17 protein-coding genes are annotated in these 14340 nt (G+C 71.6%); 8 read left to right on the top strand and 9 right to left on the bottom strand.

Annotated features, from left to right (window positions below; genetic code table 11):
- Positions 1-45 precede the first annotated feature (45 nt).
- The 6 genes from H5965_RS00660 (at position 46) to H5965_RS00635 (ending at position 6511) form a co-directional block, all read left to right on the top strand.
- Positions 46-921, top strand: a complete 876-nt coding sequence (locus tag H5965_RS00660) for an AraC family transcriptional regulator (RefSeq protein WP_310967106.1) — start codon at positions 46-48, stop codon at positions 919-921.
- 50 nt (positions 922-971) lie between these two features.
- The gene (locus H5965_RS00655; RefSeq protein WP_310967105.1) at positions 972-1859 is read left to right on the top strand and encodes a hypothetical protein; all 888 of its coding nucleotides are present in this window, start codon (positions 972-974) and stop codon (positions 1857-1859) included.
- Between the two features lie 129 nt (positions 1860-1988).
- On the top strand, positions 1989-2171 hold the full coding sequence (locus H5965_RS00650; RefSeq protein WP_310967104.1) for a hypothetical protein: 183 nt from the start codon (positions 1989-1991) through the stop codon (positions 2169-2171).
- Positions 2172-2361: 190 nt separating this feature from the next.
- Positions 2362-2907 (top strand): hypothetical protein, encoded by a 546-nt coding sequence (locus H5965_RS00645; RefSeq protein WP_310967103.1) that lies wholly within the window; start codon positions 2362-2364, stop codon positions 2905-2907.
- Positions 2908-2922: 15 nt separating this feature from the next.
- Positions 2923-3396, top strand: coding sequence for a thioredoxin-dependent thiol peroxidase (bcp, locus tag H5965_RS00640; protein ID WP_310967102.1), 474 nt, complete (start codon positions 2923-2925; stop codon positions 3394-3396).
- A 4-nt stretch (positions 3397-3400) separates the two neighbouring features.
- Positions 3401-6511, top strand: coding sequence for an NACHT domain-containing protein (locus H5965_RS00635; protein ID WP_310967101.1), 3111 nt, complete (start codon positions 3401-3403; stop codon positions 6509-6511).
- Here the strand turns inward: H5965_RS00635 and rdgB are convergent.
- The 5 genes from rdgB to H5965_RS00610 are packed head-to-tail and all read right to left on the bottom strand — an operon-like array spanning position 6508 to position 10136.
- Entirely contained in the window at positions 6508-7110 is a 603-nt protein-coding gene (gene rdgB, locus H5965_RS00630; protein ID WP_310967100.1) for an RdgB/HAM1 family non-canonical purine NTP pyrophosphatase, read from the bottom strand. The two genes, H5965_RS00635 and rdgB, sit on opposite strands and share 4 nt — an antisense overlap.
- Positions 7107-7883 carry a ribonuclease PH gene (gene rph, locus H5965_RS00625; protein WP_093948149.1) on the bottom strand — a complete coding sequence of 259 codons (777 nt, stop codon included), beginning with the start codon at positions 7881-7883 and terminating at the stop codon, positions 7107-7109. The genes rdgB and rph overlap by 4 nt, the downstream gene beginning before the upstream one ends.
- Before the next feature lie 23 nt (positions 7884-7906).
- A complete protein-coding gene (locus H5965_RS00620) occupies positions 7907-8674 on the bottom strand; it encodes an MBL fold metallo-hydrolase (protein ID WP_310967099.1) in 768 nt (255 codons plus the stop codon).
- A gap of 29 nt (positions 8675-8703) precedes the next feature.
- Positions 8704-9510, bottom strand: a complete 807-nt coding sequence (murI, locus tag H5965_RS00615; RefSeq protein ID WP_310967098.1) for a glutamate racemase — start codon at positions 9508-9510, stop codon at positions 8704-8706.
- Complete coding sequence (locus tag H5965_RS00610) at positions 9507-10136, bottom strand: rhomboid family intramembrane serine protease (RefSeq protein ID WP_310967097.1); 630 nt, start codon at positions 10134-10136, stop codon at positions 9507-9509. The genes murI and H5965_RS00610 overlap by 4 nt, the downstream gene beginning before the upstream one ends.
- Before the next feature lie 93 nt (positions 10137-10229).
- On the opposite strand from H5965_RS00610, the gene H5965_RS00605 reads away from it, so the two are divergent.
- Positions 10230-11081, top strand: coding sequence for an arylamine N-acetyltransferase (locus H5965_RS00605; protein WP_396136848.1), 852 nt, complete (start codon positions 10230-10232; stop codon positions 11079-11081).
- Here H5965_RS00605 and H5965_RS00600 read toward each other — a convergent pair.
- Entirely contained in the window at positions 11039-11755 is a 717-nt protein-coding gene (locus H5965_RS00600; protein ID WP_310967096.1) for an aspartate/glutamate racemase family protein, read from the bottom strand. The genes H5965_RS00605 and H5965_RS00600 overlap by 43 nt on opposite strands.
- A gap of 10 nt (positions 11756-11765) precedes the next feature.
- Here H5965_RS00600 and H5965_RS00595 point away from each other — a divergent pair, with 10 nt between their 5' ends.
- On the top strand, positions 11766-12593 hold the full coding sequence (locus H5965_RS00595) for an MBL fold metallo-hydrolase (protein WP_310967095.1): 828 nt from the start codon (positions 11766-11768) through the stop codon (positions 12591-12593).
- A gap of 1 nt (position 12594) precedes the next feature.
- Here the strand turns inward: H5965_RS00595 and H5965_RS00590 are convergent, their stop codons facing one another.
- From H5965_RS00590 to H5965_RS00580, 3 genes are all read right to left on the bottom strand, one after another.
- Positions 12595-13545 (bottom strand): PLP-dependent cysteine synthase family protein, encoded by a 951-nt coding sequence (locus H5965_RS00590; RefSeq protein ID WP_176175261.1) that lies wholly within the window; start codon positions 13543-13545, stop codon positions 12595-12597.
- 3 nt (positions 13546-13548) lie between these two features.
- Positions 13549-13821: a MoaD/ThiS family protein gene (locus H5965_RS00585; RefSeq protein ID WP_004559268.1), complete on the bottom strand. Its 273-nt coding sequence runs from the start codon at positions 13819-13821 to the stop codon at positions 13549-13551.
- A 65-nt stretch (positions 13822-13886) separates the two neighbouring features.
- On the bottom strand, positions 13887-14294 hold the full coding sequence (locus H5965_RS00580; protein ID WP_043776741.1) for a Mov34/MPN/PAD-1 family protein: 408 nt from the start codon (positions 14292-14294) through the stop codon (positions 13887-13889).
- Between the last annotated feature and the right edge of the window lie 46 nt (positions 14295-14340).

Here is a 14340-nt window from a genome sequence, read left to right as displayed (position 1 = left end):
CAGCGACCTCTTGCACAATCCTCTCGACGCAGGTTTCCTGGACGGGTGCTCGAAGAACTCCGCGACCTCGTCGCCCGGCACGCCCACGCCGACCTGCGCACGCCGGTGCCGGGCCTGCTGCTGTCCAAAGTGGAATCGAGCGAGCCGCACCACTCGCTCGCCGAGCCGCTGCTGGTCGTCATGGCCCAGGGTGGCAAGCGCCTGCTGCTCGGCGAGCAGGTGCACGAGTACCGCGCCGGGCAGTACCTGCTAGTCGGCACCGACCTGCCGGTGACCGGCCACTTCGTCGGCGCCACCCCGCGGACGCCCGCGCTGGGCCTGGGTCTCGCCCTGCGGCCCGCGGCGATCGCCCCGCTCCTGCCCGAGGCACCGCCCCGCACCCCGCCGTCGTCCCCGATCGCCATCGACGACGCCGGTCCGGAACTGCTCGACGCGGCGCTGCGCCTGCTCCGGCTGCTCGACCACCCGTCGGACGTGCCCGTGCTCGCGCCCCTGATCGAGCGGGAGATCCTGTGGCGGCTGCTGACCGGCCCGCCCGGCGGCCTGGTCCGCCGGATCGGCCTGGCCGGCAGCGGCGCCGCGCACGTCGGGCGGGCGATCCGCTGGATCAGGGAGAACTACGCCGAGCCGATGCGGATCGAGGAGCTCGCGCGGCTGAGCGGCTTGAGCGCGTCGGCGTTCCACCGCCAGTTCCGCGCCACCACGGCGCTGAGCCCGCTGCAGTTCCAGAAGCGCATCCGCCTGCAGGAAGCCCGGTCGCTGCTGCTGGCCGACGCGGGCGACGTCGCCGGGGTCGGGCACCTCGTCGGCTACGACAGCCCGTCGCAGTTCAACCGCGAGTACCGCCGCCTGTTCGGCGCCCCGCCCGGGCAGGACGCGGCGCGGCTGCGCTCGGCCCCGGCCGGACCGCAGCTGCCGTGACGTCCGATCCGTTCAAGACGGCCAGCCGCGCCGGGTGCGACGCTGGCGGCATGTCCGTGAACCTTCCCGCGGCGGCGTCCTTCATGGCGACGCACGCCCGCCTCCTCGACCGCCGCCGTTTCGAACTGCTCGACGGCGCCACCGACGCCGACGCGGTGCTGGCCGCCGTCGACGGCTACCGCAACCCGGACGGCGGTTACGGCTGGGGCCTCGAACCGGACCTGCGAGCGCCGGAAAGCCAGCCCGGCGGCGCCCTCCACGCCTTCGAGGTCTTCGAGGAAGTCGCCCCGCGGACCACACCGCACGCGGAGCGGCTCTGCGACTGGCTGGCGACGGCGTCCCGTCCGGACGGTGGCCTGCCGTTCGCGCTGCCCGTGGCGGACCCGGCCGGCTGCGCGCCCTTCTGGGCCCAGGCCGATCCGGCCGTGACCACCCTGCAGAGCACCGCGTTCACCGCCGGCGTGGCCCTGCGCGTCGCCCGGCACGACCGGGCCGTGCGGGAACACCCGTGGCTGGCCGCGGCGACGCAGTACTGCTTCCGCGCCATCCGCGAACTTTCCGGGCCACCGCACGCGATCGCGTTGTCCTTCGCGGTGCAGTTCGTCGACGCCGCGCACGAACTCCACGAGGAGGCCCCGGCGCTCCTGGAGCACCTCGCCGCGTTCGTCCCGGCCGACGGACTGGCCCCGGTGGACGGTGGTTCGGAGGGCGAAACCCTCCGCGCCCTGGATTTCGCGCCGCTGCCGGACCGCCCGGCGCGCGCGTTGTTCGCCGCCGACGTCGTCGACGCGGAACTGCGGCGGCTCGCGGAGGCGCAACAGGACGACGGCGGCTGGCGGGTGGATTTCGCGAGCTTCTCGCCCGCCGCGTCGCTCGAATGGCGGGGGTACGCGACCGTCCGTGCCGTGACGATCCTGCGCCGTCACGGCCTGGCTTGAGCTTCTACACGAGTGGTGCCGACGTTCACCCGGCCGTGGGATGTCGGGAGTGGACGGCCGCCCGCGCCTTCCGGTGTGCGTGACCGAACGCGTACTGTGACGGGGTCAACCGGTCCCCGGAGGTGAAGCATGGCGTCGCGCAACCCGTTGCGCTGGGTCGCCCGCTGGGCGGACTGGTTCGAGGAGCGCGGCGTGTACGTGCCCGGCGAGGAGAGCCGCGCCGTTGATCCGGTCCGCGATTTCGGCTGGCTGATGACGGCGTGGGTGGCCGGCGTCGCGATCTTCATCCTGCTGTTCGCGCTCGCGGTTTAAGTGGCATGTGGCCAGAGATTGTCACCAGCCGTGCCGTTCCGGTCACGGATTGGCCACGGGGTGGCACCAGGTGCGCGACAACCCCCGGTCGCGCCTCGTAACCACGCGCGATCACGGCCAGAGTGGAGCGGGTTCCCCCGGCAATCCCCCGTTGCCGACGGCACCCGACCCGCCGACTGGAGTACCCGCAATGGCGCTCGCGCGCACCCGCAAGATCATGTTCACCGCAGGACTGCTCGGCCTGGCGGTGGCGTGCGGGGTCCCTTCGGCGCACGAGGGCACCGCGGCGCTCGGCGCGGCTGGCTCCCCCGCGGGCGCCGGCGCCTCGGCCGCGCCGGCCGGCAACGATCTCAAGTTCGGCGCCGACCACCGGTTCGCCAGCGGCCTCAGGATCTCGGTCGGCTCTCCCCAGTCGTTCCGCCCCAGCCCGTCGGCGTACCCGCAGAGCCCGCGCGGCGCCGCTTTCGACGTCCAGCTGACCAACGACGGCTCGACGACGTACAAGCTGTCGGGGCTCAACGTGACGGCCACCGCGGGCGGCACCGCGGTCAAGCAGGTCGTGGACACCACCCAGGGGTTCACCGGGATCACCGACGCGGGCAAGGACGTGCTGCCGGGCCGTTCGGTGCACATCACGCTGGCGTTCGCGGTCTCGCGCGAGCCGACGCAGCTGCGCCTGCAGATCCGCCCGAGCGCAACCGAAGCCGCCGCGGTCACCTACTGCGGGCCGGCTTGACGTTAGGCTCGGGGCATGACCGAGCGCCTTTCCCCCGGTGACGAAGCCCCGGACTTCACCCTGCCCGACAGCGAGGGCAAGGAAGTGTCCCTGAGCGACTTCCGCGGCCGGTCCGTGGTGGTGTACTTCTACCCGGCGGCGAGCACGCCGGGCTGCACCAAGCAGGCTTGCGACTTCCGCGACAACCTCGCCGACCTGAACGACGCGGGTTACCAGGTGGTCGGCATCTCGCCGGACACGCAGGCGAAGCTCGCCAAGTTCGTCTCGAACGAGGGCCTGACGTTCCCGCTGCTGGGCGACCCCGAGAAGACGGTCATCGAAGCCTGGGGCGCGTACGGCGAGAAGAAGAACTACGGGAAGACCTATCTGGGCGTGATCCGGTCGACGTTCGTCGTGGACGCCGACGGCAAGATCGCCCACGCCTTCTACAACGTCCGCGCGACCGGCCACGTGGCCAAGCTGATCCGGGACCTCGGCCTGGCTTCCTGACGCCGTGACGAGCCTGGAGGGGCCCGCGCTGAAACTGGGCGGCCAGATCGCCTCGGCCGCGGCGAAGTCGTGGCTGCAGCGGCGGAAGGCCGGCGTCGCGCGGTCGGCCGATCTGGTCGACCTGGCGGCGGGCGAGCTGAAGGGGCCGCTGGAGCGGGCGAAGCTGGAGAACCTCGTCCAGCACATCGGAATGCAGGTGGCCGAACAGCTGGAGCCGGTCCTCGCGGATCGTTTTTCGACGCTGCCACCGCACGAGATCGAAGCGGCTTTCGTCGCCGTGGCGGATGCACTGGGCAAGGCCGATCTGTCCGACGAGGCGTTGCTGGCGGCGGACGCGGATCCGGAGCAGCTGGCCAGGAAGATCCGCGGCAACCTCCCGCGCGAGCGGCTTCTGGCGCCCCAGGCGGCCGCGCTGTACGAACTGGCGCTGGACCAGGCGTGCAGGCACCTTGTGCAGGTGGTCCGCCACCTGCCGTCGTTCCAGCCACGAGCGCTCGCCGACGTCCTCGGCAGGCTGAGCCGCCAGAGCGACCAGCTGGAAGAGCTGCTGGCCCGGGTGCCGAAAACCAGCCTCGCGGCACCCGACGGCACCGACCGCGACGCCGAGTTCGAAGCGGCGTACCGCCGGCAGCTCGCCCGCGACCTCGACCGGCTCGAACTGCTCGGCCTGACGATGGACGACCAGCCGGCTTTGCCGTTGACGGTCGCTTACCTGAGCCTGAGCGTCTCCCCCGAGGGCGAACCCCGCCGGGCCGAGCGGCGCATGGACGAGCTGTGGTTCGAGAAGCGGCAGAACCGCACGGGCAGCGCGAACGTGCGCGTGGAGACGGCGCTGAGCGGTGTCACGCACGTGCTGGTCCGCGGCGAAGCCGGATCGGGCAAGACGACGCTGCTGGACTGGCTGGCGGTGACGGCGGCGCGCGCCGGCTTCACCGGCAAGCTCGAGGGCTGGAACGGCCGAGTCCCGTTCCCGATCCGGCTGCGGAGTTTCGCCGCCGAGCCGTTGCCGCGGCCTGAGGAATTCCTCGCGCACATCGCGCCGATGCTGGCCCCGCCGGACGGCTGGGCCCGTCGCGTGCTGGACAGCGGCCGCGCGATGGTCCTGGTCGACGGCGTCGACGAGGTGGGCACCGGCCATCGCCGCGAGGTGAAATCGTGGCTGCGCAAGCTGTCTTCGGCGTTCCCGGACACGGTGATCGTGGTGACGTCCCGCACGGCGGCGGCCGACCACCGCTGGCTGGCTCACGAGGGTTTCGGCTGCGTCCTGCTGGAGCCGATGGGCGCGGAGGACATCGAGGCACTGGTGGCCCGCTGGCACAACGCGGCCGCGGCGGGCGGGACGGTCCGCCCGGACACGGACCTGGCAGCGGTCCAGCGACGGCTGCTCAACCAGCTCGATTCCCGGCCGCACCTGCGTACTCTGGCCGCGAGCCCCCTGTTGTGCGCGATGTTGTGCGCGTTGAACCTGGCGCACCGGTCGGAGCTGCCGCGGGACCGGATGGACCTGTACCGCAAGGCGTTGTCGATGCTGTTGCACCTGCGCGACGCCGAGCGCCGCATCGACGTGATCCTGACGGAAGCACAGAAGCAGATCCTGCTGGGAGACCTGGCATGGCGGCTGTCGCTGGCGTCGAAGGTGGAGCTGCCCAAGGAGCGAGTCCTCTCGCACGTCTCGCGCCGGCTGCCCTCGTTGCCGCACGTCGATCACACACCGGCCGAGGTTCTGGACCACCTTTTGGAGCGCAGTGGGGTGTTGCGCGAGCCGGTGCGAGACCGCGTGGATTTCGTGCACCGGACGTTCCAGGAGTGCCTGGCGGCCAACGAGGCCACGGAACAGGACCACCTGGAGACGTTGATCGACCGGGCCCACCTGGACACGTGGTGGGAGACGTTCGTGATGGCGTGCGGCCACGCGAAGCACCACCAGGCCGGGACTTTGCTGAGCGGGATCCTGGACCGGGCGGACGCGGAACCCCGCCACGCCAGGCACCTGCGCCTGCTCGCGGCAGCGTGCCTGGAGACGGTGAGCAACGCTTCCCCGGAAGTCCTGGCCCGGATCGAAGCGGTGATCCAGGACAAGCTGGTGCCACCGCGAAGTCTGCGGGAGACGCGGTCGCTGGCGTCGATCGGGCATCGCGTCTTGCGCTACCTGCCGGAGAGTCTGGATGGTCTTTCGGACGCGGTAGCGGCTGCGTCGGTTCGAGCGGCAGCGCTGACCGCGGGAGAGGATGCGCTGAAGGTCCTGCGCAACTACGCCCAGGACCCACGCAAGGCAGTGCAGGAACAACTGGCCGAGACCTGGCAGTACTTCGATCCCGAACGCTATGCCGCGGAGGTGCTGGCCGACTCACCTTTGGCCGACGGCGCGATCACGGTCCGGGCCGCACGCTTACTTCCGCTGGTGCGGCATCTGAAGGCCTTGACCGAACTGACCGTGTTCCTGCCACGGACGGAGCCGCTCGCCGATCTGAACGCACTCGACGGCCTGCCTCGGCTCAGCCGGCTCGAATGCGATCTCCAGGGCGATGCGACCGTCGATCTGGCTCCCCTGAGCAGTCACCCGGAACTCGCGACCTTTTCTCTGTATTCGGCTTTCCAGTACACCGGTGAACACCACCTGAAGAGCCTCAAGGAACTGGTGAGTTTGGCGCTTTTCCGGAGCGTGCCGGTCGGCACCCTCGAAGTGTTCGGCGAACTGTCCGGCCTGAAGAGGATCACCCTCAACAACCTGCGGCAGGTCGAGACCCTCGATCCCCTGGCAGCACTGGACGATCTGCGGTTCGTCAGTCTGGGGCAGCTTCCGCAGGAGGCACTCGCCGCCTCGGCACCGGTTCCCGGCCCCGAGCAGGTCTACCTCTTCCACGACCAGGATGTCGAGCTCACCGGCGAAACCATCATCCGGTGCTTTCCCCACGTGCGGGATCTGCACCTCTACGGTCTGGAGGTCACCGGCCTGCGCGAGCTCGCTCTTCCCCAGCTTCGTAACCTCTCGTTCGCTTCGCTGAACAGGCCGGTCGATGTCAGTCCGCTGGCGGAGCTGGCCTTGACCATCAAGGTCGACGACACCGAACTCATCGGCGCCGAAGAACTCGGCCCCGGCGTCGAACTCCTCTAAGCCAGCTCGCGCAGCGCCGGCACCAGTGCCCGCAAGGCCAGCCCCCGGTGCGAAACCGCGTCCTTCTCGGCCGGCTCCATCTCCGCCGACGTCCGCGACTCCCCATCAGGCCGGAAGATCGGGTCGTACCCGAACCCGTTCACCCCACGCCGCGAGCGCACGAGCGTCCCCCGCCACTCGCCGCGGACGACCGTCTCCTCGCCCGACGGCAGCACCAAAGCCGCCACGCACACGAACTGCGCCCCGCGCCGCTCGTCGGGCACGTCGGAAAGCTGCCCCAGCACCAGGTCCAGGTTCGCCTCGTCGTCCCCGTGCTTGCCGGACCACCGGGCCGACAACACCCCGGGCATCCCGTTCAGCGCGTCGACCGCGATCCCCGAGTCGTCCGCAATGGCAGGCAGCCCCGTGGCCGCAACAGCGTCACGCGCCTTCGCCACGGCGTTGCCCTCGAAGTCCGGTGCCGTCTCCGGCGCCTCCGGGAACGAAGGCACGTCGGCGAGACCGATCACTTCGAGGCCCGAAAGCCCTTCCGCGGCAACGATCCGCCGCAGCTCACCCAGCTTCTTCGCGTTGCGCGTGGCCAGCAGCAGCTTCGTCACTTCGAGCCCTTCTTCTTGTCCGGGCGCGGCTCCGGCAGCTCGCCCGGGTACGGCAGGGCCAGCGCCTCGTTCTGCAAGCGGGTCAGCTCCGCGCACCCCGCCAGCGCCATGTCCAGCATCGTGTCCAAAGTGGACCTCGCGAACGTCGCGCCCTCGCCGGTGCCCTGGACCTCGATCAGCGTGCCCGCGTCGGTGGCCACCACGTTCATGTCGACCTCGGCGCGCGAGTCCTCTTCGTACGGCAGGTCCAGCCGGACGCGGCCGTCGACCACGCCCACGCTGACCGCCGCCACCGAGGACGACAGCGGCTGCGGGTCGTTGAGCCGGTTCGCCGCGCCCAGCCAGGTGATCGCGTCCGCCAGGGCCACGTAACCGCCGGTCACCGCCGCCGTGCGGGTGCCGCCGTCGGCCTGGATGACGTCGCAGTCGATGACGATCGTGTTCTCGCCCAGGGCCGCCAGGTCGATGCACGCCCGCAGCGACCGGCCGATCAGCCGGGAGATCTCGTGCGTGCGGCCGCCGATCCGGCCCTTCACCGACTCGCGGTCACCCCGGGTGTTGGTCGCGGACGGCAGCATCGCGTATTCCGCCGTCACCCAGCCGAGGCCGGAGCCGGCCCGCCAGCGCGGCACCCCTTCGGTGACGCTCGCCGCGCACAGCACCCGCGTGTTGCCGAATTCGATCAGCACCGACCCCGCCGGCCACTGCTGGAACCCCCGGGTGATCTTGATGTCACGGAGCTGGTCGTCGTTCCTGCCATCTTTACGAGCCACAGGTGCACTCTATGACCGCCCCGTCAGACGTCGTAGACGGCACCCTGCTTGACGACCTCCGCGCCGGGGAACCCAGCCGACGCCTCGGCCAGCACCGCCCCGGCGTCGGTCCACGGCGCGATGTGCGTCAGCAGCAGCCGCCCGACACCGGCGTCGCGCGCCAGCTCACCCGCCTGCTTGCCCGACAGGTGCACCCCGGCCGGCCGCTCCGCCGAGTCCGTCCAGGACGCCTCGGCGAGCAGCAGGTCGACGCCGTCGGCGAGCTCGTTCAGCGCCGCGCACGGCCCGGTGTCGCCGGTGAACGCCAGGATCCGGCCGCCGTAGGAGATGCGCAGGCCGTACGCCGGGGTCGGGTGGTCGACCTCGACCGCGACCACCTCGAACGGCCCGATCCGGAACGGCTCGGGCCGCAGCGGCCGGAAGTCGTAGACGTCGGAGAGGTCCGTGACGGCCCGCTCGGTCTCGTTGGGCGCGTACGCGTTGGCCAGCCGGACCGGCGCGTCCGGCGGGGCGTACAGCGGCAACAGCCGCGGCCGCGCCGGGTACGGCGGCGCCGGGTGGTAGCGCCGCAGGACGGTGAGCGCGCTGACGTCGGCGCAGTGGTCGGGGTGCAGGTGCGTGAGCACGAGCGCGTCCAGGTCGAACGGGTCGGCCACGGCCTGCAGCTGCGCGAGCGTGCCGTTGCCGAGTTCGAGGCCGAGCAGGAAGCCCTCGGCCTCGACCAGGTAACCGGACGCGGCGGCGTTCGGCCCGGGGATGCTGCCGGAGCACCCGAGGATGGTCAGTCGCACTTCGACACCCTAAGCGTCCACCGCCGCGATCACGCGGTGGTGGGAGCGAGGACACCCGGAGCGAATCCCATGAACCGCTGGGCGAGCCGGGTGAACGGCTCAGCGGAGCCGGTGGCGAGGAACTCGTGCCGCGGCGGGGTGTCCCGCGTGGTCAGCAGCTCCCCCTCGGTGAGCACGCGGACCAGGTCCTTCGCCGTCTCGTCGGCACTCGAGACCAGGGTCACTTCCTGGCCCATCACGATCTGCAGCACGCCCTGCAGCAGCGGGTAGTGCGTGCAGCCGAGCACGAGCGTGTCGACCTGCGCGTCGAGCAGCGGCTGCAGGTAGCCCTGCGCCAGGCCGAGCACCTGGCGCCCGGTCGTGATGCCGCGCTCGACGAAGTCGACGAACCGCGGGCAGGCGACGCTGGTCAGCGTGATGTCCGGCGCCGCGGCGAAGGCGTCCTCGTAGGCCCGCGACCGCACGGTGCCCTCGGTGCCGATCACGCCCACCCGGCCGGTGTGGGTCGCCACGACGGCGCGGCGCGCGGCGGGCAGGACGACCTCGATCACCGGGACGTCGTAGCGCTCCCGGGCGTCGCGAAGGCAGGCCGCGGACGCCGTGTTGCAGGCGATCACCAGTGCCTTGACGCCGCTTTCGACCAGCTCGTCGAGGGCCGCGAGGGCGTAGCTGCGGGCGGTGGCGATCGGGAGCGGGCCGTACGGGTTGTGCGCCGTGTCGCCGACGTAGCGGAGCTGCTCGGCGGGCAGCTGCTCGAGGATCGCCCTCGCGACCGTCAGCCCGCCGACGCCGGAATCGAACACGCCGATCGGGGCATCAGCGGGCGGAGACGTCACCCTTCGAGGTTACCCGGGGCGGCCTTGCGGGACCGCCGGGTGGTCAGCCACGCCGCGAGGACGCCGGCCAGCGCGCCGAACACGTGGCCCTGCCAGGAGACGCCGGGGTTGCCCGGCAGCAGCCCGGCCAGCATGCCGCTCCACACGCCGAGCAGGACGACGGCGACCAGGATCTGCCCGGCCGCGCGGTTGAACAGGCCGCGGACCAGCAGGTAGGCGAGCCAGCCGAAGGCCAGGCCGGACGCGCCGACGGTGACGCCGTCCGTGGGCCCGATCAGCCACACGCCGAGCCCGGAGACCACCCAGATGATGGCCGTGACCAGCGCGAACCGGCCGATGCCCGCCGCCATCGCGAGGAACGAGAACAGCAGCACCGGCACGGTGTTCGCGAACAGGTGCGACCAGCCGGCGTGCAGGACCGGCGCGAACAGCACGCCGTCCAGCCCGGACAGCGATCGCGAGTGGATGCCGCCCTGGTCGAGGTCACCGGGAAGGATGACGTCGACCAGCTCGACCAGGTACAGGAGCAGGGTGAACGACAGCGCGACGATCGCGGCCGCCATCGGTTTCGGCGGCAGCACGCGCTTGGCGGCGTCGGTTTCCGGGGCGGGTTGCAGAGTGCTCACGCCTTCGAGGCTACGTCCGGCCACGGCCCCTTCACCTCGGGTGAAATCCCTGATCCCGCGGTTTTGTCGGTGGTCGCCGCTAGCTTGTCGGGCATGGACGTCATCGGTTACCTCGCGCGGCTCGGCCTCGATCCCGAGCCGCCGAGCTTCGGTGCGCTGCGGCGGCTGCACGCGGCGCACGTCGAACGCGTGCCGTACGAGGCGCTGGAGGTGCAGCTCGGGCGGCCCACCCCGCTGGAGCCGTCGGCGTCGCTGGCGCGGATCCTGCGGGGCCGCGGCGGGTACTGCTATCACCTGAACGGGGCATTCTCGGCCCTGCTGGCGGCGCTCGGCTACCAGGTCACCCGGCACCTGGGCGGGGTGCAGGGCAGCCCGGCGGACGAGCCGAACGTCGGCCGCAACCACCTGGCGCTGACCGTCACCGGGCTGCCGGACGCCCCGGGAACGGCGTGGCTGGTCGACGTGGGGCTCGGGGACGGCCCGCACGAGCCGCTCCCCCTCCGGGAAGGCACCTACGTGCAGGGCCCGCACACCTACCGGCTGCGGCCGTCGGAGGTGGCGCCGGGCGGCTGGCGGTTCGACCACGACCCGTCGGGCAGCTTCACCGGCATGGACTTCGCGCCCGGCGTCGCGGAGATGGCGGACTTCGCGGAGAAGCACGCCTGGCTGTCGACGGCACCCGAGTCCGGGTTCGTGCGGGTGTGCGTGGTGCAGCGGCGGGACGAGGCGGGTGTCGACACCCTGCGTGCGCTCACCCTGGACCGCCACGGCGCCAAGGAGGTGGTCGAGTCACCCGGCGACTGGTGGGCGGCCGCGGGTGACGTGTTCGGCATCCCGGCGGCGCTGTTCACGGCGGAGGAGCGCGAGCGGCTGTGGCGGCAGTGCGTCGCCCAGCACGAGGCTCACGCCGGCGGCCGGGGCAGTGAGGTGGTGCCGAGCGCGTAGTCCACCGCTGCTTCGGCGTGCAGGCGGGTCGTGGGGAACGTCGGCACCGGGCTGTCCTCCGGGCCGACGAGCAGCTCGATCTCGGTGCAGCCGTAGATGACACCCTCGGCGCCCGCGTCGGCCAGCCGGGCGATCACGCCGCGGTAGGCCTCTCGCGAGCTGTCTTCGACGACGCCGAGCACCAGTTCGTCGTAGATGATCCGGTGCACGAGGTCGCGGTCTTCGGCGGCCGGCACAAGCACGTCGAGGCCGTGCGCGGCGAGGCGCTCGCGGTAGAAGGGCTGCCCCATGGTGAAACCGGTCCCGAGCAGCCCGACGCGGCGGACGCCGGCGGCTTCGACTGCCGCGGCGGTCGCGTCGGCGAGGTGCAGCAGCGGGATGCCGAGGCCGTCCTCGAGCCGGTCGGCGACCTTGTGCATGGTGTTGGTGCAGAGCACCACGAAGTCGGCCCCGGCCGCTTCGAGGGCCTTGGCGGCCCGGTTGAGCTCGGCACCGGCGTCGTCCCAGCGGCCGTCGGCCTGCATCCGCTCGATCGCGGCGAAGTCGACGGAGTAGAGCACGGTGTGCGCCGAGTGGAACCCGCCGAGGAGGGCCTTCACCCGTTCGTTGACGAGCCGGTAGTACTCGCTCGACGATTCCCAGCTCATCCCGCCGAGCAGTCCGATGACCTTCATGATGTCCAGCATGCCCCCACTGCGCACGGCGTTCGCCGGAGTGGCGAACGTCCTGGTCACCGACGGCACCTCGGCCGTCCTGGTCGACGGCTTCTTCTCGCGGCCGTGCCTGCTGAGGATGGCGACGCGCGTGGCGCCGGACCGCGCCCGGATCGAGGCGGCCCTGCGGCGCCTCGGTGTCACGGCGCTGGATGCGGTCCTGGTCGCGCATTCTCACGTCGATCACGTGCTGGACGCCCCGGTCGTCGCCGAGCTGACCGGCGCCACGCTCGCCGGCTCGCCGTCGACCCGGAAGGTCCAGGAGGGGTACGGCCTGGCCGCGGAGCCGTTCGCGGAACTGGTGCCGGGCAGGCCCGTCGAGTTCGGCGCCTTCACCGTGACGCCGGTCGGCGCCGTCCACAGCGCCGGCGACCGGGTGCCCGGCGAGATCACCGAGCCGGTCCGGCTGCCGGCCAGGGCGAAGGCGTTCAAGACCGGGCGGTGTTACTCGTTCCACATCGCGCACCCGGCCGGGAACGTGCTGGTGCACGCGTCGGCGAACTTCGTGCCCGGCGCGCTGGCCGGCTACCGGGCGGACACCGTCTACCTGGGCGCCGGAGCGGCCGGCAAGCAGACCGAAGAGTGGCGCGAGCGGTACTGGCGGGAGACCGTCGGCGCGCTCGGCGCCCGCGTCGTCCGCCCGATCCACTGGGACGCCTTCTGGCGCCCGCTGTCCAAGCCGCTCAAGCTGCTGCCCAAGCTCTTCGACGACTTCGGCGCGACGATGGCGACCTTCGAGCGGCTGGCCGAGGCCGACGGCGTCGACCTCGCCCTCCCCGAACTCTGGCGGCGGGAGTGACTCAGGCCCAGAGCTGCCCGTCGAGCCGTTCGGCGGCCTCGTCGAGCGACCCGGCGTAAGCCCCGGTGGACAGGTACTTCCACCCGGCGTCGGCGACGACGAACGCGACGTCCGCCTGCTCGCCCCGGGCCGCGGCCTTCTCGGCCACGGCCAGCGCCGCGTGCAGCACCGCGCCCGTCGAGATGCCCGCGAAGATGCCTTCGTGCTCCAGCAGCTCCCGGGTGCGCCGCAACGCGTCGTACGCCCCCACGGAGTAGCGCCCGTTGAGCACCGAAGCGTCGTACAGCTCCGGCACGAACCCCTCGTCGAGGTTGCGCAGGCCGTACACCAGCTCGCCGTAGCGCGGCTCGGCCGCGATGATCTGGACGTCCGGCTTGGCCTCGTGCAGGTAGCGCCCGACGCCCACCAGCGTGCCGGTCGTGCCGAGGCCGCCGACGAAGTGCGTCAGCGTCGGCAGGTCCTTGAGCAGCTCCGGGCCGGTGCCGCGGTAGTGCGCGTCGGCGTTGGCCGGGTTGCCGTACTGGTAGAGCATCACCCAGTCCGGGTTCGCCTCGGCCAGTTCTTTCGCCCGCCGGACGGCCTCGTTCGAGCCGCCCGCGGCCGGCGAGAAGACGATCCGCGCGCCGTAGGCCTGCAGCAGCTGCTTGCGCTCGGTGGAGGTGTTCTCCGGCATCACGCAGACCAGCCCGTAGCCCTTGAGCTTGGCGGCCATGGCCAGCGAGATGCCGGTGTTGCCCGAGGTCGGTTCCAGGATCGTGGAGCCGCGCCGGAGCTTGCCTTCACGCTCGGCGGCTTCGATCATGGCCAGCGCGGGCCGGTCCTTGATCGAGCCGGTCGGGTTGCGGTCCTCCAGCTTCGCCCACAGGCGCACGTCGTGCGTCGGGGAGAGCCGGGGCAGCCCGACCAGCGGGGTGCCGCCGAGCGCGTCGAGCAGGGACTCGAAGCGAGCCATCGATCAGCCACCGGCCACGGCGGGGAGGATGGTCAGGGTGTCGCCGTCCTTGACCTCGGCCTCGAGCCCGCCGGCGAAGCGCACGTCCTCGTCGTTGACGTAGACGTTGATGAAGCGGTGCAGCTTCTCCTCCTTGACCAGGCGCGCCTTGATGCCGGCGTGCCGGGCCTCGACGTCGTCGATGACCTCGAGGACGGTCGCGCCCTTCGCCTCGACGGACTTCTCGCCGCCGGTGTGGGTGCGCAGGATCGTCGGGATGGAGACGGTCACGGCCATGGGTTCTTACCTCCGGTGGGTTCTTACACGCAGACGCCGGTGGCGCGGCGGTTTATTCCGAGGGCTCAGTCGACGATCTCGACCGGCTCCTCGGTGATCTCGGCGTCCACGATCCGGTACGACCGGAACTCGTGCACTTCGGGGTCGCGGGTGGAGACGAGCACGTAGTGCGCGTCCGGCTCGGCGGCGATGTTCGCGTCGGTCCGCGACGGGTAGGCCTCGGTCGCGGTGTGCGAGTGGTAGATGACCACCGGCACCTCGTCGTTCGCGGCCATCTCGCGGTAGAGCTTCAGCAGGTCGCCGGAGTCGAACTCGTAGAACGTCGGTGACCGGGCCGCGTTCAGCATGGGGATGAACCGCTCGGGGGAATCCGAGCCTTCGGGCCCGGCGATCACCCCGCACGCCTCGTCGGGGTGGTCACGACGGGCGTGGGCGACGATCTCGTCGACGAGTTCACGGCGGATCCGGAGCACACCGCCATCTTAGGGGGTGGACAAGTCTCGTCCAGATGATGAGATA

Origin of the sequence: Amycolatopsis sp. 505, assembly GCF_031625235.1 — a bacterium.
In the GTDB taxonomy this organism is placed as follows: domain Bacteria; phylum Actinomycetota; class Actinomycetes; order Mycobacteriales; family Pseudonocardiaceae; genus Amycolatopsis.
The sequence above is the reverse complement of the archived record's forward strand: the minus strand, read 5'-3'. Positions and strand labels throughout refer to the sequence as shown.

Coding starts and splice junctions, on each gene's coding strand:
- H5965_RS00655 (WP_310967105.1), top strand. CDS start 972: ATGTCCGTGAACCTTCCCGCGGCGGCGTCCTTCATGGCGACGCACGCC.
- H5965_RS00650 (WP_310967104.1), top strand. CDS start 1,989: ATGGCGTCGCGCAACCCGTTGCGCTGGGTCGCCCGCTGGGCGGACTGG.
- H5965_RS00645 (WP_310967103.1), top strand. CDS start 2,362: ATGGCGCTCGCGCGCACCCGCAAGATCATGTTCACCGCAGGACTGCTC.
- bcp (WP_310967102.1), top strand. CDS start 2,923: ATGACCGAGCGCCTTTCCCCCGGTGACGAAGCCCCGGACTTCACCCTG.
- H5965_RS00605 (WP_396136848.1), top strand. CDS start 10,230: ATGGACGTCATCGGTTACCTCGCGCGGCTCGGCCTCGATCCCGAGCCG.
- H5965_RS00600 (WP_310967096.1), bottom strand. CDS start 11,755: ATGAAGGTCATCGGACTGCTCGGCGGGATGAGCTGGGAATCGTCGAGC.
- H5965_RS00595 (WP_310967095.1), top strand. CDS start 11,766: ATGCCCCCACTGCGCACGGCGTTCGCCGGAGTGGCGAACGTCCTGGTC.
- H5965_RS00590 (WP_176175261.1), bottom strand. CDS start 13,545: ATGGCTCGCTTCGAGTCCCTGCTCGACGCGCTCGGCGGCACCCCGCTG.
- H5965_RS00585 (WP_004559268.1), bottom strand. CDS start 13,821: ATGGCCGTGACCGTCTCCATCCCGACGATCCTGCGCACCCACACCGGC.